Here is a 22,969-nt window from a genome sequence, read left to right on the forward strand (position 1 = left end):
TTATGAAGCACCGAACGATGACACGCAGAAAACTCCCCCTGCACAACAACAAGTGGGTGCGCCGCATCCACGCCTGGGCAGGCTTTGCCACCCTCACCCTGATGCTGCTCTACGGCCTCACCGGCCTCTGGCTGCAACACAGGGCCGTGCTGCCCCTGCCCGGTCCCCACACCGCCAAGTCGAGCGAAGAGATAGTACTGAGCACGCCGCTGGCCAGCCCGGATGAATTGAAAGCCCTGCTGCAACAGCGTTATGCAGACATGTTCGAGGAGGGGCGACCCCAGATCACCCCGCCCCAGACCCTGCCCACACCTTCCGGCTCCCTCACCCTGCCGGCCCGCTGGGAGCTGCGCGGTGTCACCCTCAGCCAGAGCGTGGCCGCCAGCTATGTGGAAGGCACTCTGCTGGTGCGCACCGAGCTGCAGCAGGCCAACTTCGCTGCCAGCCTCAACCGGCTGCACCGTGGCATGGGCACCGGCCTGCCCTGGCAACTGGTGGGGGATTTGGCAGCCCTGGCCATGCTGCTGCTGGCCCTCACCAGCCTGCTGATGTGGAACAAGCTGCACGGCCCCGCCGGTCGCGGCATCACCCTGCTGCTGCTGGGCGCCCTGGTCACCGTGCTGGTGGCCCTGCTCTAGCCCTTTTACCGACACCAAAACGGGATCCCGCTCCCGGCGGCGGTAACCTTGCCCGCACCTCGGGTAACAAAGGGTAACCGGCCGCCGATGGGGGTCACAGTTGGCGACCAGGCGGCTGGATAGGGAACGCCTGCGGCTGATAGGGTGCGCCCAGCTCCCGAACGCCGCGAGGAATCATGCGCATCTCCAGCATCGAATGCGGGCGAGTGGTGGCCATCCTGGCCGTGATGACCATCCATCTCTCCCCCTTCAGCAACCCCTTCGACCCCGCCCTGTGGGACGGCACGCCCTACCCTCTGGTCGGGGCCGTCATCAACCAGCTCTGCCGCTTCGCGGTGCCGCTGTTCTTCCTGTGCGCCGGTTACTTCTTGCAACCCGCCCTCGCTGCGGGCCACCCGCTGACGGTCGCACTGCGCTACTGCCGACCCCTGCTGGGGCTCTGGCTGGCGTGGAGCCTGCTCTACGTGCTGATACCGTTCAACCCGCTCGCGGCGGTGAGCGAGGGCTACCTGCCCGCCATGGCAGGCCAGTGGCAGATGCAGCTCGGGGATCATCTCAACGTCTGGTGGGTGGGCGGCATGATCCACCTCTGGTTCCTGCCCGCCCTGATGGTGGCGGTGCTAATCCTGGGGCTCTGCCAGCAGGCCCGCCTGCCGAGGCTGGCCCTGCTGCTGGGGGCCCTGCTCTACGCCCTGGCCCTGATCGGCGGCTCCTATGGCCCGCTACTGCCGGGGGGCGAGTGGGCCCTGCTGACCCGCAACGGCCCCTTCTTCTCCTTGCTGTTCGTGGCGCTTGGCGCCGAGCTGCGCCTGCGTGCCTGGCAGCCGGACGCCAGGCGCTGCGCCCTGATGATGATGGCGGGGATGGGGCTCTACGCCCTGGAGGCCGCAGGTCTGCTGCGCGTTGCCGCCGTCCCCCTCGCTCGTCATGATTTCCTGCTGGGTTCGCTCCCCTGGGCGCTGGGGCTGTTCGGCCTGCTGCTGGCCAACCCCGCATGGGGCAAAGGCAGCTGGCTGGAGCGCCAGGCCCCCAAGGTGCTCGGCCTCTACTGTCTGCACATGATGCTGGTGGTGTGGCTGATGATCTTCGGCCCCCAGGGCAAACAGGTGTGGTGGGAACTCCTCAAGGTACCCGCGCTGCTGGCGCTCACTCTGCTCGGCTACCGACTGCTGGCGGCCACAGCCCTCAGCCGCTGGTTGCTGCGGGCTCGCTAGAAACAGGCCCCTGACCAGCCAGCAGATCAACGTGGTTCAGCGCAAAATCGTGCATCTGTTGAAGCAGGGGGATCAGGGCGACGCCAAGGGGGCTCAGACAGTACTCCACCCTGGGCGGTACGTCGGGGTAGAGGGTGCGGATGATGACACCGTCGCTCTCCAGCTCCTTGAGCTGGGCGGTGAGCACCTTCTGGCTCACCTCGGGCAGGCAGCGGCGCAGGTCGCCAAAACGCAGGGTCTGTTCGCGCAGATGAAACAGAATGGCCGGCTTCCATTTGCCGGTCAGCAGGCGCAATACCTGATAGGCGGGACAGGGCAGTGAGGGCACGGTATGGCTCGTGAGTGGTTACTTTGCGGTAACTATGCCACGAAAATGTGCCTTCTTGCAGCCAAGATGCTGGCTTCCTATGATGCGGATTCCGCCAATCAACGCCCACGAGAGGTTTATCATGCCCAGCCTGCTACAGATCCATTTCAACTTCCCCGCCCAGATGATGGGACCAGCCCTCACTGCTGCGGCCATGCCGCTGGCCGACTCCATCACCCGGGAGCCCGGCTTCATCTCCAAGATCTGGACCGAGAACCCGCGCACCGGCGAGGCGGGCGGCATCTATCTGTTCGAGGATGAGGGGAGCGCCCTCGCCTACGCCACCATGCATGAGCAGCGGGTGCTCGCCATGGGCGCCAGCGCGGTGCAGTACAAGGTGTTCGACGTCAACGAGCCCCTCAGCCGCGTCACGCGCGGTCTGGTGTGATCTCCTCGCCCAGCAGCAACCGGTAGCAGGTATCCTGCTGCCAGATGAAGCCCAGCCGCTCAAATAGCCGCTGGCTGGGCAGATTGTCCGGTTCGATATCCGCAAGCAGGGTGACGATGCCAAGCTGGCGGGCATAGGCGATCAGGGCGCTCAGCGCCTCCCCCATCAGACCTTGTCCCCAGTGGCTGCGGGCCAGCATGCAGCCCACCTCCGCCTGGCGCAGGCTGGCGCCGGCCGCAAAGCTGTGCAAGCCGCAGGTGCCCACCAGGCGGCCGCTGCCGCGTAACACCAGCCCCCACTCCAGCGACTCGCCGCCAGCCAGCAACCGCTCGACGCTAGCCAGCATCTGCGACACGGTGGCAAGGGAGGGAAACGGCGGCTCCCCGACGAAGCGCATCACCAGGGGATCCCCGTAGATGGCGAAGAGATCGGCAGCATCCCGCCCATCGAAGGGGCGCAGTCGCCCCCTTGGCGTCAGCAGTACGGGCAGTTCACGGGGCAGGGATGGCACGGAGTCGTATCGCCTTGTCTGGTCAAAGGAGCCCAATCATGAGGCTCAGAACCTCAGGGTCAAGCCGATATTGGCCTGCCACTGGGTGATGAGCTCCCCTCGCACCCGAAAGGCGCAGACCTCGGGATTGCAGAGAAACGCACTGTCGTCATTGACCAGGGAGCCGTAGCCGCGCACCTCGGCCCGCACGGCCAGATGTTCGGTCAGGCGCGGCTGCACCCCGAGGGCCAGGGACATGGAAGGGGCCGTCTCGCTGTCGTAGGCATCGAAGCGGGTGACCCCGATCCCGGCGCCGATATAGGGGGCCATCAGGTGGTCAGAGAGGGTCAGGGCCCCGGCAAACTGCAGGGTGTCCACCGTCAGCCTGTCGGGCAGTTCGGGGGACACCCGGGTCGACTGGTGGCTGTAGAGCAGCTCCACCATGCCGGGGTCATCCACCTCCCTGCTGATGAAGAGCCCCCAGCTGCCGGAGCGCTCCCCTTGCAGGGTGTCGATGTCGCTCCCGTGCGGCGTGGGGGCCGGCTCGTCCATGGCCCGAAAGTCGATGGCCGAGCTGTATCCCGCAAAGGGCGTCAGCTGCCAGCCCGTCGCCGGGGGCTCGGCTGCCCAGCCCGCCAGGGGCAGCAGCAGCCCCGGCACCATCCCCATCGCTCCTCTCATGTGCTCATCCTTTGGTGAAAAGACCTGCGCAAAGCATATCAGAGCGCCCGTCTCCCACACTGGACGGGGGCTGTACCAGCCCCATTGCCCCGCTCCCGATGGAAAAATCTGTGCTCCCCGGGGTTATTCATCCGGGATTAACCTCGCCCCCGTAAGCTGGCGGCGCCACAGCAGTGGCATCAACAGACGAGGATCTCAGGAATGGTTGCCGCGCAACTCAACGACCCCAAAAGCACGCTCTCCGATACCCTGAGGGCCACCGCCCACGCCATCGAGGAGAGCCACATCAGCCTGCGCCAGATGCTGGCCCTGGTGGGCGAGCAGGGCATGCTGCTGTTTTGCGTGCTGCTCACGGTTCCCTTCCTGCTGCCGGTCTCCATTCCCGGCGTCAGCACCCCCTTTGGCCTGCTGATCCTCTTCATCGGCATCGGCATCACCCTCAACCGGGTGCCCTGGCTGCCCGCCTTCCTGATGGAGCGCCGCTTCGCCGCCGAGCACCTCAAGCCGACCCTGCACAAGGGGGCGGATCTGCTGGCCCGCATCGACCGCTTCATCCGCCCGCGCCTGCTCATCCTGACCGGCAGCGTGACCATCAACCGCTGCAACGGCCTGCTCATCATGCTGGCCGCCCTGCTGCTGATGCTGCCACTCGGCGCCATTCCTTTCACCAACGCCATGCCCGCCTGGGCCATCCTGCTGCTGGCCATCGGCATGTTGCAGCGGGACGGGCTCTTCGTCGCCCTCGGCTATGCCCTGGTCGCCGCCACCCTGGTCTGGTTCAGCGCCCTGGCCATCGGCCTGCTGATGGCGGGGCAGAATATCTCGACCCTGTTCGGCTGATCTGACCCGGCCAAATGAAAGAGAGCGACCCCGGGTCGCCCTCTTTCCTGTTCACTGCGCCCCTCAGGGTGCCCCATCGTGGGCCACCCGGTTGCGCCCGCCCCGCTTGGCCCGATAGAGCCACTCGTCCGCCCGGGCCAGCACGGTGCCAAGATCCTCTCCCGGCCGGATCAGGGTGGTGCCCAGGCTCACGGTCACGGGGGCGGGATCCGGCGCCATGGCCGCCACTGCGGCGCGGATCCGCTCCGCCACCTTCAGCAATATCCCCTCGTCTATCTGCGGCAGCAGGATCAGAAACTCCTCGCCACCGCTGCGCACGAAGAGATCCTCCCCCCGCAACTGGGCGGAGACGCACTCGCAGACCCGGCACAAGACCTTGTCTCCGGTCTGGTGGCCGAAGCGATCGTTGATCTGCTTGAAGTGATCGAGATCCAGCATTATGAGGCCGGTGAGATGCTGCCCCTGCACCCTGTGGTGATACTGGTCGAAGAAGAAGTGGCGGTTGTAGAGGCCGGTGAGCTGATCCGTCTCCCCGAGCCGCTTGAGCCGCTGTTGCAGCTCGTGCTGGCGGGTGATGCTGCGGGTCATCCAGGCCACCGCCCGCTTCCCCTCATATAAAGAGGGCAAGGGCGCTATCTTGCCCTCGAAACGCTGCATTCCCTGGGGCCCGGCGTCGGCGTCGATGCCGTCCACCTCGGCGGGAGAGAGGTCATACTCCACCACCTGCACCTGGCCGCTGGCGAGGGCCTGAGCCACCTGCACCATCACCCACTGCGCCTTGTCCTCGGGCAGCACGTCCAGCAGTTGTCTGCCGATCAGCGGGTTGCCGTTCTGGTAGGACTGCTGCTCCATCCCGCCGATGTACTCGATGTAGTAGCCATCTTCGCTGAGGATGAAAACGGGATCCGGCAACTGGGCCATCACTTCGTAGAGTTGTGCCACTGAGAGCGCCATCCGAGCTCCTTGCTATCCGTGGGAGTGGGTCCCTGTACTCCTGTTATACAAGACTCATGGAGTATCGCACAGGGGCAGAAAGCTGCCTGCCGGGCGGGAAGGATGCGATCGGTGACGTGTTCACCGGACAAGCCTCCGGCAAAGTGAATGGTAGCAATCGGGGATGCTGTCAGAACCAGGGTTGTCAGACAGTCAGGAAGGTGTTTTTGCCTTCAGGCAGTGCGACATACCAACGCATGTGACGCCAGGGGAACCACAAGGGTATTCCCGCCCCCGGACAAGGGGGGCAGGGCCGGATCCCGGTCAAGAGGGATCCGGCACGGGCAGCGGATCGACTGGCGTTCCAGAGCAGTTCGCCGCCCTTGAGATCCATCAGGCTCATGGCGAGCCGGCATCAGCGGGCAGCGGATCGGCTGGCATTCCAGAGCAGTTCGCCGCTCTTGAGATCCATCAGGCTCATGGCGAGCCGGTAGCGGCCCCCTTCAGAGAGGAGATCCCCGTAGAGCATGTAACCCGCCCCGGTCTGGCGACCCAGGCGCACCAGGGAGGCGGGGTTCATGCCCCCCTGCTGGTATTCGAGCTGACCCGTGATGGCCGCCACCTGGCCCGGGTCTGCGAAACGAAAGCCGCTATTGGCCTGAATGCGCTGGATCATGGCCACCGCCAGGGGCTGGGTGCTGAAGGGCTCACCTGTACCGTTCTGGGGCGCCATCAGCAGCAGTACCGGGCTGCTGCCCGCCAGCGCCTGCACATCGGCGGCCTTCAGAAAGTCATCGGCCAGGGCGACCGCCAGCCCCGTCGGTGCCACGGGTTTGGGAGCAGGCACCGGCTCGGCCTTGTCAGGCTCGGCCACGGGTTTCTCTGGTTTGGTCACCGGCTTGTCCGGCTCGCCGACCGGCGCAGGCGTCCCCCCATAGGGATTGACCGCACATCCGCCCAGCAGCAGGGCACCCACCATCAACAAGGAACGCAGCTTCATCTTTTCTCTCCGCCAGAAGTGTGCAAGGCGCACTTCGTCCATCATCCATTTTGACGGAGCCAGACTCCGCCGCCCCTCCATGCTAGAGACAAACCCTCCCCGGGTCGATGCGCACATGGGCAGGGGGCGACAGAGACTGGCGAAGCGGAGGGCACAAAAGGGTGGCAAGGCTCCACCCGATTCCGTTAGGGTGCTGTAGGTAAAGCGTCAAAAGGAGCGCATCGGGAAGCCCGGCGCACCGAACGCAGCCCCCTCGAGACAACATCACCCTCAAGCAGGAAGCACTATGCAATTGACCGCCCCCCAACCCCCTCAGGACGATGAGATCGAAGCGCTGCGCATTGGCCTCTCAGGCTATAACAAGGGTCATACCGGCACCCATCTGCGCGAGCGGATCGCCAGCTTTATCAAGGATGAAGAGGGCAAGGTCCACGGCGGTATCATCGCCGACATCAAGTGGGGCTGGCTGCACGTCGACTGGCTCTGGATCGACGAACGCATCCGCCGCGATGGCTGGGGCGGCCGCCTGCTCGGTGCCATGGAGCAGTACGCCAGAAGCCAGGGCATCACCAACTACCACCTCGAAACCACCAGTTTTCAGGCCCTCCCCTTCTACCAGAAGCAGGGTTATGAGGTCTTTGGCCAGCTGCCAGATATGCCGCCGGGGCATATCAGTTACTTTCTGAAAAAGCAGTCATAAGCCGATGAGTAGCCGGAGTATCTCCTTCTACAGACGCCTTGCCTTGCTCTTTGCGCTGCTTGCAACCAGCTCCAGCGTCCTTGCCCTGTCACTACACGATCTGGATCCGGCGTTTGAGCGGTGCGAAGCCATCAAGTCGCAACACGGCACCACTCTGCCCACTAAAAGCGACCCCTTCTGGTCACTGGAGAGGGAACAACAAGTGACCGTGCTTATCTATCTGCATGAGAAAAGCATGGAGCGCTGTACTGCAGCAGAGGTCGATGCGCTGGCGCTCAAGGCATTCCATCAGGCGGTAGAGGGAGACCGCACCTTTCTCGACACCTTGATCAAGGCGAGGACTACCACCCTAACGACAGCCCAGCAAAACCATTTGCAGCAAGTCGGCCAAGCAGAGCTGGACAGGCTGGCAGGCATAAAGGAATTTGCTCAGCCATTCTCGCTGACCAAGTACCTCAAGCAGCTTGGCAATATTACGCGGTAAAGTTGATAAAAATAATTTATTTCATAACACATAGATTAAATTTACTTAACTACGAGTACTCTAGAAGTCATTGAAATTAAAGAGCAGGCCATAACGCCTGCTCAAAATAATACTCAACAACCCTTGTAATATGATTGAAATGCATTCCTCAGCAGGGCATGCCTTGATATCACCCTTATTGTTGAACCCGTGTTAGACTCTATAACTCGATAGTTATCCTCATCACGATTCATCACAAGAGAAAACTCATTTTTTACAATACACTCAACAATTTTGGCACACTGAGCCACAGTTCTCGTGACAAGGATTCCATTTAATACACCAGAGGATAATATTACTTGCAATGCTAATGGATGAACCTCTCTAAAAACCTTCGCTCTTTTTTCAAAATTGATGGACGTGGCAATTAATACTTTAACTAGATGTTCTCTAATACTCACATCAATGGTTTTAATATCCCCATTACCAATTGCAGAATCTAACCACTCCCTATATTTTTCTTTTAAATCATCAGGTACTCTATGCACTTCATTATAAAGATCGAAATCAGCCCATATGCTACGAACCGCATCACAGATCGAAGCATCATCTGCCGAGTTAATTTTACTATTCAAAATGGTTGATATAAGTGCTTCATCATCAATTGTGTCATTTATTTCATCCTCTTCTCCATTTTCCTCTGCAGGTAAGGAATTATAAAGTTCTGCGAGCCTTGCTCTAGAACTTTTGAAATAATCTTCAACATCAATTTTTTCTTTTCCCTCAATAACCAGTTTAGGTACATATACTATTACCGGCTTTCCCTGCCCAAGAGCAACGGATGCCTCTGAATCCTTCCCAAAGGTATCTGATTTCTGTGCCATATATATGGTCATCGAAGCACGCTTCAACATCAGAGCCTCAACCAGTCCCTTGGCAACTCGGTCATCTATCCAAGACTGCGTGGGATTAAAATATCTCAGCTTTAGCTCTCTAATTCTAGGGGTATCAAAAAGAGACTTTACAAAGCTGTTAACTGATATGTAATCAGCATCCGAACGCATCGATGTTGCTATATATACATCCATATAATCTGCGGCAAGATAATTAGATAGATTCTGTAATGCAACCTTCTGAGTTTTCTCCATCTGAGTTAAACGCCCATCTTCTTGTAAAGGAGCCAATCTAGCTGCTTCTCTAGATAGTTCGTCTCTATCAAACACAAACAATGACGAGTTAATGCCATGCGAAAATATAGAATCAAACTTCCTCAAATAAGCGTCAATTTTATTTTTCTTCTTTATAGTCAATCCCTTTAGATATCTTTCGTCCTTATTGGACAACACTTCAAGCTGTTCAATAAGCCATTTTCGCTCTGTGACTTCTTGCCGAACCTGCTTAGCTGATATATAACCCAAGTCAGGAAGTAGTTTATCTTCAATGTTATTAATACAGCACCATTCAGTTCTGTCTCCATAGGCGGCTGTGTCTTTTTCTGAGATTTGAGAAAGAATAATAGAAATATCATCTGAGGATGACATAGACATAAATGCATCTTCAAATGTAGGATAAATCCTTATTGCATCTATTTGATATGCTTCTACGGCTCTTTGAAATGAGTCCATGTCACTAAAAGCCGAACGTTTGAAGTATTTTTCAAAAAATGATATAGATATAGGTCCTTTATTATAGAAAACCAAAACGCTATTAAATATATCATGTTTTTGCTGGTGACTTGGGATGTTACTAAACAAGGATTTTATCAGATCATCCAGAGCCATTATTGACTGAGCATCGTGATTACCGACCTCTAGAGTCTCACCTACAAGCTCTTTCAAAATCCCTTCAAAATCTAATCTACTTTGTGATGTAACATCGGCAAAATGACACCACATTGGTTTGGGAATATCCAATTCGGAACATATTGATTTAATCTGTTCAGGCTTAGGTAATCTCACCCCTTGTTCCAGATGCGCTATAACAGAGCGGTTAATATCACCACCAATCACTTCAGATAGTTTTTCTTGGGAGATATTCCTGTGCTCACGATAAATTTTAATCAACTGACCAAAATCAATTAAGTTCATGTTATGAGTCCATCCATAGAAACACACAACAAAGCTACTCTTTTTGTACAAGAAATCAACTTTAGTCCAGTGGTAATATTTTTGATATATCCTGTCGCCATTGAAAATCAATGCAAGTGTGATTGAGCTCAAGTAAAAGCTGGGGCTATTGCCGCTTTAAGCTCCTTGATGAGATGGGAGCTTTCATTAACCCCCTCTTATTCGCTGAGGCGAGCCCGCTTGTCCAGGCCGCGAGACAGGATGTCGAGCGAGCGGCGCCGGGGCAGGGATGCCACGTCGGCGCGTGCCGTCGGACAAGCGGGTGAGCCGAAGGAACCCGACGTAAGTCGGGCGAATAAGCGGGGGTGGCCTTTCTTTTGGTGACTTTTCTTTGGCCACGCAAAGAAAAGTTACTCGCCCAAGCCCGAAGGGCGGGCGAAACCCCTTCGAGGCCAGCGGCCTCGCATCCTGCACGGCGAAGCCGTGCCACCACACAACGGCCCCTGCCGCAAACGCCATACCTCGGAACGGACTACGATGGCAATGAAACATCGCATCAAGACCCCTCCCCAGCCCTCCCCTTCGCAGGGGAGGGAGCCAAAGCATCGCCACCAGCAAGGTGTGTGGCCGAACACCGCCCAACCATGCCGGATGCCACCGGCAAAGGGGGGCGTGGCCGCCTCTATCGGCCCAAGAAGGGTTCCCAGTCCTTGAACACCGGCTGCAACCCTGCCTGCCGCACGGCGGCCGCCACTTCCCCCACCGGGCGGTCATCGTGGATGGCGAACTGCTCCAGCTCCTCTTTATCCCCCTCGGCATAGCCACCCGGCTGGGTGCGCGACTCGGCCGACATCTGGGTGATGCCAAGGCGCACCGCGCCGTTGCGAAACGTAGCCGACTCGCGGGTCGAGAGCGACAAGTCCAGGGTCGGCGAGAAGAGGCGCCAGGCGCAGATAAGCTGGGCCAGCTGGCGATCCGACATGACCACGGCAGGCTCCAGCCCACCGGTGCAGGGGCGCAGGCGCGGGAAGGAGAGGGAGTAGCGGCTCTGCCAGTGGTGGCGCTCAAGCCAGGCGAGGTGCTCGGCGACAAAGTAGCTGTCGGCACGCCAATCCGCAGAGAGACCGATGAGCGCCCCCAACCCGATTTTGTCGATACCGGCGCGACCCAGTCGGTCCGGCGTGGCGAGGCGCCATGCGATGTCCTGCTTGTTGCCGCGCAGGTGATGGCGGGCATAGGTGGGGGCGTGGTAGGTCTCCTGATAGACCATGACCGAATCGAGGCCGAGGGTTTTCAGCTCGGCGTATTCGGCTTGCGAGAGGGGCTGCACCTCCATCCCCACCGTGCTGAAGTGACGGCGGATGATGGGCAACACCTGCCGAAAATAGGCGAGCCCCACCTTGTGCTCGTGCTCGCCGGTCACCAGCAGCACGCTGTCAAAACCGCGCGCCTTGATGGCCAGACACTCGCGCTCAATCTCCTCGCTATTCAAGGTCTTGCGCTTCAAGCGGTTGCTCATGGAGAAGCCGCAGTAGGTGCAGTCGTTGGCACACAAGTTCGACAGATAGAGGGGCACATAGAAGCCGATGGTGTTGCCAAAACGCTGGCGGGTCAGCCGCTCGGCCTCGGCTGCCATCTGCGGCAAATACGCCTCGGCGGCCGGGGAGATCAGCGCCATAAAATCGGCCAGGGTGCGACGGGGGGCGCTCAGGGCTCGCGCCACATCGGCGGCGGTCTTGGCGCGGATCTGCATGCCGATATCGTCCCACTCCAGCTCGAGCCATCTATCGAGAAAACTCTCCGACTTTCTCTCAACCCCCTCCCGGCCTCCCCCTTCACAAGGGGGAGGTGTTAATCCGCTCCCCCGATCTCCTACTTCACAAGAGGGCGGAGTCGACACTCCCTCCCCTGGCAAGGGGAGGGTCGGGGTGGGGTCATTGGCATGCTGACTCATAACGCCCCCAGAAAATCGGTGAGCGGGCTGGAGGCTTGCGCCTGCAGGGCACGGGCACCGAGACCGGCTTCATAGGCGCTGCGCCCGGCAGTGCAGGCCAGCGCAAAGGCGCGGCCCATGGCGATCGGATCGCCGCTCACCGCGATGGCGGTGTTGACCAGCACGGCATCGGCCCCCAGCTCAAAGGCGGCGGCGGCGTGGCTCGGCGCACCTATGCCCGCATCCACCACCACAGGCACATTGGCCTGCTCGACGATGATGGCGAGAAACTCCCGGGTCACCAGCCCCTGATTGGAACCGATGGGCGCCCCGAGCGGCATCACGGCGGCGCAGCCCACCTCTTCGAGCCGCTTGCAGAGCACGGGGTCGGCGCCACAGTAGGGCAGCACCACAAAGCCCTCTTTCACCAGCTGCACGGCGGCTTTCAGCGTCTCGATGGGGTCGGGCAGCAGGTAGCGCGGGTCGGGGTGGATCTCCAGCTTCAGCCAGTTCGTCCCCAGCGCCTCGCGGGCGAGGTGGGCGGCAAACACCGCCTCGGCCGCGGTCTTGGCGCCGGAGGTGTTGGGCAAGAGCTTGACCCCGAGTTGCCGAAGGGGCGTGAGGATATCGTCGTGGGCCTTGCCGGGTTCGAGCCGCTTGATGGCCATGGTCACCAGCTGGGAGCCACTTGCCTCGATGGCGGCGGCCATCAGTTCCGGGCGGGCAAACTTGCCGGTGCCGGTGAAGAGGCGCGAAGAGAAGGTGTGATCGGCAATTGTCAGCATGTCAGCCTCCGGCCACTGCGATAAGAAGAGATGAGGCCCCGCCGCAAGGCAGAGCGTTCGAAGATGGGACTGCGAGCATCATGGATCAGCCTCCCGCGATGGCGGTGAAGAGGTGGAGTTCGTCCCCGTCATTGAGACGGGTCTCGGCCCAGCGGCCACGGGGCAGCACGGCGCCGTTGAGGGCCACCGCTACCCCCTGAGGGGAAATCTCCTGCACCGCCAGCAGCTCAGTCAGGCGCTGGCCGGTGGGCAGCGTCAGCTCGATATCGTTCAATCGGATCTTCATGGTTAATTCTCCTGGGCCGGGTGGGTGCTGCCGCAAACCGGGCAATCGGGATCGGGAGCCAGCGTGAGGGTCTGCCACTGATGGGTCAACGCATCGAAGCGGCGCAATGTGCCGGCGACCGGGTTCGGCATCCCGAGCAGCAGTTTCAGTGCCTCCAGCGCCTGCAAAGAGCCCATCACCCCCACCAGCGGGCCGGTGACGCCGCTGGTCTCGCAGCTTTCCCTGATCTCGGTATCCAGCGGATAGAGGCAGGCGTAGCAGGCGTGATCGCTGCTGGTGCGCACCATCAGTTGCCCCTGCCAGCCCACTGCGGCGGCACAGACCCAGGGCTTGCCCTGGGCCACGCAGGCGGCGTTGATGGCCTGGCGGGTGGCGAGGTTGTCGCAGCAGTCGATCACCAGATCCACCTCGGCCACAAACTCCGGCAGGCTGGCGGCATCGAGTCGCTGGTTGATGGCGATCAGCTCCACCATAGGGTTGTGGGCGGCCAAGCGCTCGCGGGCCAGCTCCGCCTTGGAGTGGTTGACCGCCTCGCTATCGAACAGGATCTGGCGCGGCAGATTGCTGGAATCCACCGTGTCGCCATCGGCCAGCCACAAGGTGCCGACCCCGGCCCCGGCCAGATAGAGGGCGAGCGGCGAGCCGAGCCCGCCTAAGCCCACGATCAGCACGGATTTATCTTTCAGCCGCGCCTGACCGGCTTCCCCCACTTCCGCCAGCATCAGCTGGCGGCCGTATCTCAGATACTCTTTGTCACTGAGAGACGCGGCATCAGAGTGCATGTTCTGCCTCCCGTATCACGCTGGCCGAGCGCGGCTCATCCCCCGCCCCCACGGCAGCGAGCAGCCGCTCGGTCGCACCCTGCCAGTCATCGCTCGCCGTGATGGCCGAGACCAGCGCAATGCTGCCGACCCCGCTTGCCTTGACCGCCGCCACCCGCTCCTCGCTGATGCCACCGATGGCCACCGTGGGCCAGTCGCCCATCAGGGCGCGGTAGTGGTGCAGCCGCGCCAGCCCCTGGGGGCGCGAAGGCATCGCTTTGGTGTTGGTCGGGAAGATATGGCCCAGCGCGATATAGGAGGGGGCAAGCTCGCGGGCCCGCATCAGCTCGAAGTAGCCGTGGGTGGAGATGCCAAGGCGCAGCCCGGCCGCCTGAATGGCGGCGAGATCGGCGGTCTCCATATCCTCCTGCCCCAGATGCACGCCCCAGGCACCCGCCTCGATGGCCTGCTGCCAGTAGTCGTTGATAAAGAGCCGCGCCCCATGGCGTCGACCGAGCGCGACCGCATCACGAATGGCCGGCGCCACCTCTGTGGCGGGCAGATTCTTGATCCGCAGCTGGATGGTCTTGACCCCGGCCCCCAGCAGGCGTTTGAGCCACTTGACCGAATCCACCACCGGATAGAGGCCGAGGTGGTGTTCGGTCGGCGCGAAGGGGCCCTGCGGCAGGCGGGCGCTGCTCGCTTCATACAATCCAAAGCGGCGATCGAGCGGTGAGCCCGCCAGCACGGCACGGGGGAAGTGGGCAAGATCGGCGGGCCAGCCGAGATGGGCGATGGGGCCGGGGCCGGCCCCCACCCCCTGTGCCGCCGCCAAGCCCTGTTGCAGGTAGGCGCGCGCCAGGGTGATGGCGTCCTCCACCGGATAGTCCTGCGCCACCACGGCGGCGATGGCGCTGGCGTAAGCGCAACCGGTGCCGTGACCGTGGCGGGTATCGAGGCGCGGCGCGGCGAGCCAGAATTCGCGGGTCTCATCCTGATAGTAGTCGAGGCAGAGATCCCCGCCCCATTCAAGGTGGCCCCCCTTGACCAGCACGGCGCGGGCGCCGAGTTCGCGCAGCCGCCGGGCGGCGAGGCGCACCAGCTCGGGACTGGTGGCGGGCAGGCCGGTCAGGGCTTCCAGCTCGGGACCGTTGGGGGTGATGAGCGACAGACGTGGCAGCAGGTGCTCGCGCACCGCCACCAGCATGCCGGGCTCCGCCATGGGGGTGCCGGTGCTGGCGATGGCCACCGGGTCGTAGACCACGAAGGGGGCCTCGACGGTCGACAACCTGCGTGCCAGCACCTCCACGTGCAGCCGGGTCGGCAGCAGGCCTATCTTGATGGCGGCGGGTGGCAGATCGACACCAAGAGCATCGATCTGGGCGGCGAAGGTCTGCATCAGTACGGGGTCGACCATCTTCACCGCCACCGAGTTCTGGGCCGTGATGGCGGAGATGACGGAGCAGCCGTGCACGCCGAGGTCATGCATCGTGTGCAAGTCGGCCTGAATGCCAGCCCCGCCGCCGGAGTCGGACCCGGCGATGGTCCAGACCACGGGGCGGGCCTGCGTCACGGCGGACAGGTCGGCGGGGCTGACAGCCCCGCGCTCGCTGCTCACGCCTCCTCCCCTGCGGCCTGCTTCAGGGTCGCCGCCTGATGGTAGATCTCGCCGCCGGTCTCCTTGAAGGTTTCAGCCATGCGGGCCATGCCGCTCTCGACCTCGGCCACCACCCGCTCCTGCTGACCGTCCATGCCGACCAGCTTTATCTCTACGGCTTCCAGCTTGGCGGCGTAGTCGCGCACGTCCTGGGTGATCTTCATGGAGCAGAACTTGGGCCCGCACATGGAGCAGAAGTGGGCCACCTTGCCGGACTCCTGCGGCAGGGTCTCGTCGTGGTAGGCGCGGGCGGTGTCGGGATCGAGGGCCAGGTTGAACTGATCCTCCCAGCGGAACTCGAAGCGCGCCTTGGACATGGCGTTGTCGCGGATCTGGGCGCCCGGGTGGCCCTTGGCCAGATCGGCGGCGTGGGCGGCGATCTTGTAGGTAATGAGCCCCTGCTTCACGTCCTCCTTGTTGGGCAGGCCCAGGTGTTCCTTGGGGGTCACGTAGCAGAGCATGGCGCAGCCGTACCAGCCGATGAGCGCGGCGCCGATGCCGGAGGTGAAGTGATCGTACCCCGGGGCAATGTCGGTGGTGAGCGGGCCCAGGGTATAGAAGGGCGCCTCGTGGCAGTGCTCCAGCTGCTCGGTCATGTTGCGCTCGATCATGTGCATGGGTACGTGGCCGGGGCCCTCGATCATCACCTGCACGTCGTATTCCCAGGCAATTTTGGTGAGCTCGCCCAGGGTGCGCAGCTCGGCGAACTGGGCCTCGTCGTTGGCGTCATAGACGGAGCCCGGACGCAGACCGTCACCCAGCGACAAGCTCACGTCGTAGGCGGCGCAGATCTCGCAGATCTCGCGGAAGTGCTCGTAGAGGAAGTTCTCCTTGTGGTGCGACAGGCACCACTTGGCCATGATGCTGCCACCGCGCGAAACGATGCCGGTGAGGCGCTTGGCGGTCATGGGCACGAAGCGCAGCAAGACGCCTGCGTGGATGGTGAAGTAGTCCACCCCCTGCTCGGCCTGCTCCAGCAGGGTGTCGCGGAACAGCTCCCAGGTGAGATCCTCGGCGATGCCGTTGGTCTTCTCCAGCGCCTGATAGATGGGCACGGTACCGATGGGCACCGGGCTGTTGCGCAGGATCCACTCGCGGGTCTCGTGGATGTAGCGGCCGGTGGAGAGATCCATCACGGTGTCGGCGCCCCAGCGGGTGGACCAGACCAGCTTCTCCACTTCCTCTTCGATGCTGGAAGTGACCGCCGAGTTGCCGATGTTGGCGTTGATCTTCACCAGGAAGTTGCGGCCGATGATCATGGGCTCCGCTTCCGGGTGGTTGATGTTGCTGGGGATGATGGCGCGACCGGCGGCCACCTCATCGCGCACGAACTCGGGGGTGATGTTCTGGGGCAGTCTGGCGCCAAAGCCCTGACCCGGGTGCTGGGTGCGCAGGAGCTCGGAGCGCACCCGCTCGCGGCCCATGTTCTCGCGCAGGGCGATAAATTCCATCTCGGGGGTGACGATGCCTTGGCGGGCATAGTGCAGCTGGGTGACCCGGCGGCCCGGCTTGGCACGGCGGGCCTTATGTTGCGAAGAGTGCAGATGTTCGAAGCGCAGGTGATCCAGCCCCTCGTCCGCCAGCCGCTCCTGAGTGAAAGTGGAGCTCAACCCCTCCAACGCGTCGGTGTCAGCACGCTCCAGCACCCAGGCTTCGCGCAGGCGCGGCAGACCGCGGCGCACGTCAATGGGGGCGGCCTCTTCCCCATAGGGGCCCGAGGTATCGTAAACCGGCACCGGCTCGTTGGGCTCGAACTGGGGAGCGTCCTTGGTGCCGCCGACGAAGGTGTCGGCCAGCTGGATTTCCCGCAAAGGCACCCGGATATCGGCGCGGGAGCCTTCGATAAAGATGCGGCGGGAGTTGGGGTGAGCCATCCCCTTGAGGTTGTCGATAAAGGTCTGGGCGCTGGAGCGCTGCTCGCGGCGGCTGGATTTGGTGGTATCAGAAACATTGGTAGACATAGCAAAACTCACATTAACTGGTTGAAGTTATGGGTGTTTGCTTGTCTGGAGTTCGAGGAGAAGATGAACTTGCGGCGGGGTGTGCTCGGGGGAGTGAGTCGGGCATGGATCTTCCCTGCTCTGCTGTCCCTCTGCCCTGTGTGGCAGATCCGCAGGCCTGACGGCCCGGCGGGACAACCTCCCCCTGTGCGCCTGTGCCAGCCAGAGGCGGTCTGCCTCCAGCTGGCGGGAAGATGTGCCTTCCCCGGCGCGGTAACCCGCAAGTTACCCTTGTTTCCCTTCGCAGGTCTTAACCTGATCAGGTTCCACGGATCCCGAATTAACGGTCTCAGCTTAGCGTCGTTCGACGGTCAGCACTCCGACAAGATGTGCGCCAGTATAAGTGGGGAAATTTAAAGTACAAGCCATTAACAAGGGGAAAGGGAGAGAGGTCTCACTCTTCGGCGTCGAGGGGATCCTCGGGGTCAGGAATGAGGATGTCGGTGAGGCGGCCCTCTTCATCCCGGCTCAGCACCAGGCGGCGACCCGGTTGCAGATCGGCGGCGCTGCCGTTGATCCAGCGAGTGTCAGCATCAAACACCAGCATGCCGAGTTCCTGTAGCAGCAATGCCTGCTGATTATGGGTGAGCAGTCGATCCTCCGCCCGCCGCCAGCTGGCCCCGAGCGCCGGATCCGGCGCCCCGTCGAGCACCCGGATCGTCTCGGCGACGCCGTAGCGGCTCTGGATCGCGAGGTGCATGCCGGGCACGAGTCCGTCCGGCTGCGCCACGCCGTGCAGTTCGGCACTGCCGAGCTCCAGCTCAGCCCCCTGGAATTGCAGGCGCACCCCGTCGTTGTGCTCCAGCTCCACCAGCCAGAGCTCGGCGTCGTCGGCAAGGGTGCAGAAGGGCAACAGCAGCAGGCAGAGTGCGGTTCGGGTCATGGCAGGCGGTCCGGGGTCACGGGGTGAGGTTTAACTATGGCCCCGGACGGGCAATTTTTCCCGGTCCGCCCTGACCGGTCAGTCATCCTCCCGGCACTGGCTCAGGCGCATGCCGTCAAACTTGCACTCCAGCTCTAGCCAGCGTCCCTCGAACGGGGAGAGGCTCCCATCCGAGGTGACATAACCCCAGATCCGTCCCCCTTCCACCGGCCCTTCCAGTTCCATCTCGTCCTCCTCTTCCAGCGCCTCCACCTCGCGAACGAGCCGCCGCGCCCCTGCCGCCGTCTCCTGCACGACCCCTTCCAGATCGACCCAGGTCCCGCCGAGATCGTCCTCATCCAAACCATCCTTGAAGCGGGTGCGCTCATCGATCACGAAGGGAATGCCATTGACCATCAACTGGCCAAGCTGCCAGGTGGTGCGGCCCGTGAGCTTGAACTCGGCCGCCTGCACCAGACCAAAAGGCAATAGAATCAATAACCAGAAGGCGCAGAGAGACTTCTTCATCGGGGATCCTCGGGGTTACACTGGCACACAGGATGACCCATCCGGTGTGAAATGGCCGTGAAATAGCGGCACAGACCAGGAGATCAGAGCATGAAAATACTGGTGGTGGAAGACAGTCCCCAGGTGGCGGAGACCATCATGGACTATCTGGCGCTGGCCGGGCACAGGGTGGATTGCGCCTATCACGGTCAGGCCGCCCTGCAACTGCTCGCCGAGCAGCGCTTCGACGTCATCATCATGGACGTCATGATGCCGCGCCTCGACGGCCTGCGTACCGTGGAGCGGCTGCGTGCGGACGGCATCGCGACCCCGGTGCTCTTTCTCACCGCCCGCGACAGCCTGGAGGACAAGCTGGCAGGCTTTCGGGCGGGGGGCGACGACTATCTGGTCAAGCCGTTCGCCATGGAGGAGCTGGAGGTGCGCCTGGAGGCCCTCAGCCTGCGTGGCCCCAGAGGGGACATGGGCGTGCTCTGCTTTGGCGATCTGACGGTGGATCCCGCCAGCGGCCGCGCCACCCGCGCCGGGGTGGAGCTCAAACTCGGCAAGATCCCGTTCCAGATCCTCACCCTGCTGGTGAAGCGTGCGCCCCAGCTGGTGACGCGCCAGGAGGTGCTCGACACCGTCTGGGGCGACGAGGAGCCCGACTCCGACGCCCTGCGCAGCCACATCTATGCCCTGCGCAGCGCCCTCGACAAGCCCTTCCCCACCCCCATGCTGGAGACCCTGCACGGCCAGGGCTACCGGCTGGTGACCCCATGACGAACCCGACGCCGCCCCTTGCCTCCGGTCTGCCGAGCCTACGCCGGCGCCTGGTGCTGGCGCTGGGAGGGGCCGGTCTGCTGCTGCTGGTGATCCTGAGCCTGCTGATGGTGGTGGCCGAGAACAAGATGGAGGAGCTGAGCCTGCGCCACTGGCTGGAGGCGGAGGCAACCCGCTATGACGACGACTGGTTGCGCCTCGGGATGGCGGCCCCCGCCCCCAGCCCGCGCCAGTTCTCCAGCTACTGGACAGAGGCGGGCCGCCTGCCCGCTTGGCTCAAGGCCTACCAGAGCCCCGGCTTCTTCGAGCATCAGCTGGGCCGGGAGGACAAGCACTTCCTGGTACGCGCCCACCCCTCGGGTCAGGGGCTGCTCTATCTGGTGTTCAACGACGATGCGGACGACTACCTGGACCCTTACGAAGCCAAGCTGCATCTGGTGACCCGCCTCATCGGCCTGGCCCTGCTGCTGGGGAGCCTCGCCTTCGGCATCTGGCTGGTGCGTCACATCACCAGGCCGCTGGAGCGGCTGCGCCAGCGGGTCGCCCACCTGACCCCGGATCAGGGGGACTTCGTGCCCGATGCCCCCTGGCAGGAGCTGCGAGAGATAGAGCAGGCGCTGCTGGCGGGCAAGCACGAGGTAGCCGCCGTGTTTGCCCGTGAACAGGAGTTCAGCCGCTTTGCCAGCCACGAGCTGCGCACCCCCAACATGGTGATCCAGGGATCCGCGGCCCTGCTCGGCAAGGTGAATGACCTGCCCGCCCCGGCAGCCCGCGCCGTCAGCCGCATCCGCGCCGCCGCCGACGAGATGGCCCTGCTCACCGAAACCTTCCTGCTGCTGGGACGCAAGGAGGCCGTGGAACGCCCGCCCCAGCAGGTGGCGCCGCTCATTCGCCGGGAGCTGACCCGCCTCGCCCCCCTGCTGCAACGGGAGACGCTGGACATTCGCCTGCAACTGGACGAGGAGAGCGAGGTGCATGCCCCCCTCTCCCTGCTCGCCATCGCCCTCGGCAACCTCTTGAAAAACGCCCTGAGCTACGCCGAGGGGCACATCGAGATCACCCTGCACGAGCAGGTGCTCACCATCAGCAACCCCACCGCCGCCGCGCCGGATCAGATCCTCGGCTACGGCTGCGGCCTCACCATCATCCAGCGCATCTGCGAGAAGCTGGGCTGGCAGATTGAGACCCACCTGGTGGATGGGGTCTTCAGCGCCCGGCTGGTGATGATCCCCGGCGCTCCCGGGGCGGCATAGCCCCCTCATCCCCGACCCTTCTCCCCGGCTGTTCAACACAGTGGGAGAAGGGAGACACTTCCCGGCAAGCCCGCTGCCTTCCAGCCCCCCCAGATAGCAACAAGGCGCCCGAGGGCGCCCTGTATTTACCTGTCTGACACTCGTTTGGGACTCATTCCGCCGGCTTGTGCTTGCGGCTCGCCTTGAGCTCGAGGAACTCGATGATCTTGCCCGCCACGTCCTTGCCGGAGGCAGCTTCCACCCCCTGCAGGCCGGGGGAGGAGTTCACCTCCAGCACCAGCGGGCCGCGGGCGCTTCGCAGAATATCCACCCCGGCCACGTCCAGCCCCATGATCTTGGCGGCCTGCACGGCGGTGGCACGCTCTTCCGGCGTGATCTTGATGGCTTCGGCGGTGCCGCCCCGGTGCAGGTTGGAGCGAAACTCCCCCGGCTGGGCCTGGCGGCGCATGGCGGCCACCACCTTGCCGTTGACCACCAGGCAACGGATATCGGCACCGTTGGCCTCGCGGATGTACTCCTGCACCAGGATGTTGTTGTTGGTCTGGATAAAGGCCTCGATGACGCTCTCCGCGGCCTTCTGGGTTTCGCACAGCACCACGCCAATCCCCTGGGTTCCCTCCAGCAGCTTCACCACCAGGGGGGCGCCCCCCACCATGGTGATGAGATCCGGTACGTCGTGGGTGCTGTGGGCATAGCCGGTCACCGGCAGGCCGATGCCGTGACGGGAGAGCAGCTGCATGGCGCGCAGCTTGTCCCGGGAGCGGGAGATGGCCACCGAGCTGTTGAGGGCCATGGTGCTCATCATCTCGAACTGGCGCAGCACGGCGGTGCCATAGAAGGTGATGCTGGCACCGATGCGCGGGATCACGGCGTCATAGCTCTCCAGCTCCCGTCCTTCGTAATGGATGGAGGGGCTGTGGGAGGCGATGTTCATGTAGCAGCGCAGGGTGTCGAGCACCTCGACCTGGTGCCCACGGGCCCGGGCCACCTCGACCAGACGGCGGGTGGAGTAGTTGTTGGGCTCACGGGATAAAATGGCAATATTCATGGAAATGGCAGACCTGATAATCGGACTGGAGAGTATAAGGTGCCATGAACGACTGGCAACGCCAATCCTTTCCCCTCACCATGCGCGGTTCTGCAAGAACGGGCAAAAACCGAGAGTGCCGCACTCAAGAACGGACCGTTCTGCAAGACGGCGCCAGCCACCAGCCCTCATGCCGGATGGCGCACAACGACGTCAATGGAGGCCGCGCAGCCCTTGCTGCAACTCAAGCAGCAGGGCGACCTCCTGCAAACGGCGCGCCGTGGTGCCGACCCAGCCTCCCAAAGGCACGGGGGCCAGCAGGGTCTGGGCGATGCAGTGGCGATAGAGAGGCCCCTCATGTTGCCAGCCCCGCATCCCGTCGACGTCGTGATGGTGCAGCCACTCCAGGTTGCCGCGGCGAAGCAGCTCGATGCGCCGCCCGTCTTTGAAGTGCAGGCAAAGCCCCTTCTTCTCCACCCCGGGACCGGCATACTTGTCGAGCCAGAGGGTCAGGGGCACCCCTGCCGCCTCGCCGCGCAGGCAGGCCCGCCCCTCGGCGGTCTCCAGATCCCCGCGCCGGATGGGCTGCCCCAGCCGGTCGCAGACGCCCTCCGCGATCAGGTGCAGGCGGTCGTCCCCACCCAGGGCCACCAGCAGTTCCCGGATCATCGCCAGCAGATGGGTGCCGATGTCGAGGATCACCCCGTCTGGATGGCGCAGGACCCGCCGATCCGGCTCCCCGGTGGCGAAGTTGAGGGCATAGGGATGCCCCGCCTCGTCCAGGCCGCAGGGTTCCAGCAAAAAGCCCTCCACCGCGCAGATATCGGCGAGGGTGGCCAGCCCGACCCCGGTGCAGCCTGGTTCCCGAGGCTGCCAGCCTTCATCCAGTTTTCCGCTCAGCAGCAACTGCTGGACGGCATGGCGGGCCATCCAGTGATCCAGCGCCAGCACCCTGGCTGCGACCTCGGGGTCCGCCAGCAGGGCGTGCAGGCGATCGTGCTGGGCCAGGGTGGCCACCACGGGTTTCTCCACCAGGATGAGGGGAATGGCGCTGGCCAGTGCCTGCTCCAGCACGGGCAGATGCAGCAGGGAAGGGGTGGCGATCACCAGCCGATCCAGGGGTTCGGCCAGCAGGGCTTCCAGGGTCGGGGCGGACATGACGCCGGGCAGGGTGATGGCGGGATCAAAACCCCATATCTCGGTATTTTCCGCCAGTGCGGCGAGTGCAGGCAGATAGGCTGTCTGCACCACGGCCCCCAGACCGACAAATCCAATCTTCATGGCAACCTCGATATGGCGTGCGTACCCGGCGCCTGCCCCGCACCGCGTGAGGCGGGG

The 22,969-nt window shown here is 62.8% G+C and carries 24 protein-coding genes and 1 riboswitch; of the genes, 8 read left to right on the forward strand and 16 right to left on the reverse strand.

Annotated features, from left to right (window positions below):
- Nucleotides 1-17: 17 nt before the first annotated feature.
- Both I6L32_RS05025 and I6L32_RS05030 read left to right on the forward strand, forming a co-directional pair.
- On the forward strand, nucleotides 18-638 hold the full coding sequence (locus I6L32_RS05025; protein ID WP_161957714.1) for a PepSY-associated TM helix domain-containing protein: 621 nt from the start codon (nucleotides 18-20) through the stop codon (nucleotides 636-638).
- Between the two features lie 176 nt (nucleotides 639-814).
- Nucleotides 815-1,852, forward strand: coding sequence for an acyltransferase (locus tag I6L32_RS05030; RefSeq protein WP_049637275.1), 1,038 nt, complete (start codon nucleotides 815-817; stop codon nucleotides 1,850-1,852).
- Here the strand turns inward: I6L32_RS05030 and I6L32_RS05035 are convergent.
- A complete protein-coding gene (locus tag I6L32_RS05035; protein WP_039040461.1) occupies nucleotides 1,824-2,180 on the reverse strand; it encodes a helix-turn-helix domain-containing protein in 357 nt (118 codons plus the stop codon). The two genes, I6L32_RS05030 and I6L32_RS05035, sit on opposite strands and share 29 nt — an antisense overlap.
- A gap of 121 nt (nucleotides 2,181-2,301) precedes the next feature.
- On the opposite strand from I6L32_RS05035, the gene I6L32_RS05040 reads away from it, so the two are divergent.
- Entirely contained in the window at nucleotides 2,302-2,607 is a 306-nt protein-coding gene (locus I6L32_RS05040) for a monooxygenase (RefSeq protein WP_103261951.1), read from the forward strand.
- Here I6L32_RS05040 and I6L32_RS05045 read toward each other — a convergent pair.
- Together I6L32_RS05045 and I6L32_RS05050 are read right to left on the reverse strand one after the other, a co-directional pair.
- A complete protein-coding gene (locus I6L32_RS05045; RefSeq protein ID WP_041214334.1) occupies nucleotides 2,588-3,118 on the reverse strand; it encodes a GNAT family N-acetyltransferase in 531 nt (176 codons plus the stop codon). The two genes, I6L32_RS05040 and I6L32_RS05045, sit on opposite strands and share 20 nt — an antisense overlap.
- 45 nt (nucleotides 3,119-3,163) lie before the next feature.
- Nucleotides 3,164-3,778 carry an outer membrane beta-barrel protein gene (locus I6L32_RS05050; RefSeq protein WP_216944768.1) on the reverse strand — a complete coding sequence of 205 codons (615 nt, stop codon included), beginning with the start codon at nucleotides 3,776-3,778 and terminating at the stop codon, nucleotides 3,164-3,166.
- 201 nt (nucleotides 3,779-3,979) lie between these two features.
- Between I6L32_RS05050 and I6L32_RS05055 the strand changes: the two genes are divergently transcribed.
- On the forward strand, nucleotides 3,980-4,618 hold the full coding sequence (locus tag I6L32_RS05055) for an exopolysaccharide biosynthesis protein (RefSeq protein WP_167825730.1): 639 nt from the start codon (nucleotides 3,980-3,982) through the stop codon (nucleotides 4,616-4,618).
- 63 nt (nucleotides 4,619-4,681) lie between these two features.
- Here the strand turns inward: I6L32_RS05055 and I6L32_RS05060 are convergent, their stop codons facing one another.
- Both I6L32_RS05060 and I6L32_RS05065 read right to left on the reverse strand, forming a co-directional pair.
- Nucleotides 4,682-5,572 (reverse strand): sensor domain-containing diguanylate cyclase, encoded by an 891-nt coding sequence (locus I6L32_RS05060; protein WP_182955665.1) that lies wholly within the window; start codon nucleotides 5,570-5,572, stop codon nucleotides 4,682-4,684.
- A gap of 394 nt (nucleotides 5,573-5,966) precedes the next feature.
- Nucleotides 5,967-6,551: a hypothetical protein gene (locus I6L32_RS05065; RefSeq protein WP_010672673.1), complete on the reverse strand. Its 585-nt coding sequence runs from the start codon at nucleotides 6,549-6,551 to the stop codon at nucleotides 5,967-5,969.
- A gap of 286 nt (nucleotides 6,552-6,837) precedes the next feature.
- Between I6L32_RS05065 and I6L32_RS05070 the strand changes: the two genes are divergently transcribed.
- Together I6L32_RS05070 and I6L32_RS05075 are read left to right on the forward strand one after the other, a co-directional pair.
- Nucleotides 6,838-7,251: a GNAT family N-acetyltransferase gene (locus I6L32_RS05070; protein WP_216944769.1), complete on the forward strand. Its 414-nt coding sequence runs from the start codon at nucleotides 6,838-6,840 to the stop codon at nucleotides 7,249-7,251.
- 4 nt (nucleotides 7,252-7,255) lie between these two features.
- Nucleotides 7,256-7,735, forward strand: a complete 480-nt coding sequence (locus tag I6L32_RS05075) for a hypothetical protein (RefSeq protein WP_216944770.1) — start codon at nucleotides 7,256-7,258, stop codon at nucleotides 7,733-7,735.
- A 113-nt stretch (nucleotides 7,736-7,848) separates the two neighbouring features.
- Here the strand turns inward: I6L32_RS05075 and I6L32_RS05080 are convergent, their stop codons facing one another.
- From I6L32_RS05080 to I6L32_RS05120, 9 genes are all read right to left on the reverse strand, one after another.
- Nucleotides 7,849-9,801 (reverse strand): helix-turn-helix domain-containing protein, encoded by a 1,953-nt coding sequence (locus I6L32_RS05080; protein ID WP_216944771.1) that lies wholly within the window; start codon nucleotides 9,799-9,801, stop codon nucleotides 7,849-7,851.
- 661 nt (nucleotides 9,802-10,462) lie between these two features.
- On the reverse strand, nucleotides 10,463-11,533 hold the full coding sequence (gene thiH / locus I6L32_RS05085; protein WP_254203882.1) for a 2-iminoacetate synthase ThiH: 1,071 nt from the start codon (nucleotides 11,531-11,533) through the stop codon (nucleotides 10,463-10,465).
- 197 nt (nucleotides 11,534-11,730) lie between these two features.
- Nucleotides 11,731-12,498, reverse strand: coding sequence for a thiazole synthase (locus I6L32_RS05090; RefSeq protein ID WP_216944773.1), 768 nt, complete (start codon nucleotides 12,496-12,498; stop codon nucleotides 11,731-11,733).
- A gap of 85 nt (nucleotides 12,499-12,583) precedes the next feature.
- Nucleotides 12,584-12,784, reverse strand: a complete 201-nt coding sequence (thiS, locus tag I6L32_RS05095; protein WP_010672666.1) for a sulfur carrier protein ThiS — start codon at nucleotides 12,782-12,784, stop codon at nucleotides 12,584-12,586.
- A gap of 2 nt (nucleotides 12,785-12,786) precedes the next feature.
- Nucleotides 12,787-13,566, reverse strand: coding sequence for a HesA/MoeB/ThiF family protein (locus I6L32_RS05100; RefSeq protein WP_216944774.1), 780 nt, complete (start codon nucleotides 13,564-13,566; stop codon nucleotides 12,787-12,789).
- Nucleotides 13,556-15,163 carry a thiamine phosphate synthase gene (gene thiE / locus I6L32_RS05105; RefSeq protein WP_216944775.1) on the reverse strand — a complete coding sequence of 536 codons (1,608 nt, stop codon included), beginning with the start codon at nucleotides 15,161-15,163 and terminating at the stop codon, nucleotides 13,556-13,558. The genes I6L32_RS05100 and thiE overlap by 11 nt, the downstream gene beginning before the upstream one ends.
- The gene (thiC, locus tag I6L32_RS05110) at nucleotides 15,160-17,163 is read right to left on the reverse strand and encodes a phosphomethylpyrimidine synthase ThiC (protein WP_302056393.1); all 2,004 of its coding nucleotides are present in this window, start codon (nucleotides 17,161-17,163) and stop codon (nucleotides 15,160-15,162) included. The genes thiE and thiC overlap by 4 nt, the downstream gene beginning before the upstream one ends.
- Before the next feature lie 257 nt (nucleotides 17,164-17,420).
- Nucleotides 17,421-17,534, reverse strand: a riboswitch (TPP riboswitch).
- Between the two features lie 62 nt (nucleotides 17,535-17,596).
- Nucleotides 17,597-18,085 (reverse strand): hypothetical protein, encoded by a 489-nt coding sequence (locus I6L32_RS05115; RefSeq protein WP_124245173.1) that lies wholly within the window; start codon nucleotides 18,083-18,085, stop codon nucleotides 17,597-17,599.
- Between the two features lie 78 nt (nucleotides 18,086-18,163).
- Complete coding sequence (locus tag I6L32_RS05120) at nucleotides 18,164-18,592, reverse strand: hypothetical protein (protein WP_029313554.1); 429 nt, start codon at nucleotides 18,590-18,592, stop codon at nucleotides 18,164-18,166.
- A gap of 90 nt (nucleotides 18,593-18,682) precedes the next feature.
- On the opposite strand from I6L32_RS05120, the gene I6L32_RS05125 reads away from it, so the two are divergent.
- Both I6L32_RS05125 and I6L32_RS05130 read left to right on the forward strand, forming a co-directional pair.
- Nucleotides 18,683-19,351: a response regulator transcription factor gene (locus I6L32_RS05125; protein WP_216944776.1), complete on the forward strand. Its 669-nt coding sequence runs from the start codon at nucleotides 18,683-18,685 to the stop codon at nucleotides 19,349-19,351.
- A complete protein-coding gene (locus tag I6L32_RS05130; protein WP_216944777.1) occupies nucleotides 19,348-20,604 on the forward strand; it encodes a HAMP domain-containing sensor histidine kinase in 1,257 nt (418 codons plus the stop codon). The genes I6L32_RS05125 and I6L32_RS05130 overlap by 4 nt, the downstream gene beginning before the upstream one ends.
- 151 nt (nucleotides 20,605-20,755) lie before the next feature.
- Here the strand turns inward: I6L32_RS05130 and rimK are convergent, their stop codons facing one another.
- Together rimK and I6L32_RS05140 are read right to left on the reverse strand one after the other, a co-directional pair.
- Nucleotides 20,756-21,652, reverse strand: a complete 897-nt coding sequence (rimK, locus tag I6L32_RS05135) for a 30S ribosomal protein S6--L-glutamate ligase (RefSeq protein WP_010672657.1) — start codon at nucleotides 21,650-21,652, stop codon at nucleotides 20,756-20,758.
- Nucleotides 21,653-21,844: 192 nt separating this feature from the next.
- The gene (locus I6L32_RS05140) at nucleotides 21,845-22,912 is read right to left on the reverse strand and encodes a Gfo/Idh/MocA family oxidoreductase (protein WP_216944778.1); all 1,068 of its coding nucleotides are present in this window, start codon (nucleotides 22,910-22,912) and stop codon (nucleotides 21,845-21,847) included.
- Nucleotides 22,913-22,969 lie beyond the last annotated feature (57 nt).

It is taken from the genome of Aeromonas sp. FDAARGOS 1402, from assembly GCF_019046925.1.
GTDB classification, from domain to species: domain Bacteria; phylum Pseudomonadota; class Gammaproteobacteria; order Enterobacterales; family Aeromonadaceae; genus Aeromonas; species Aeromonas caviae.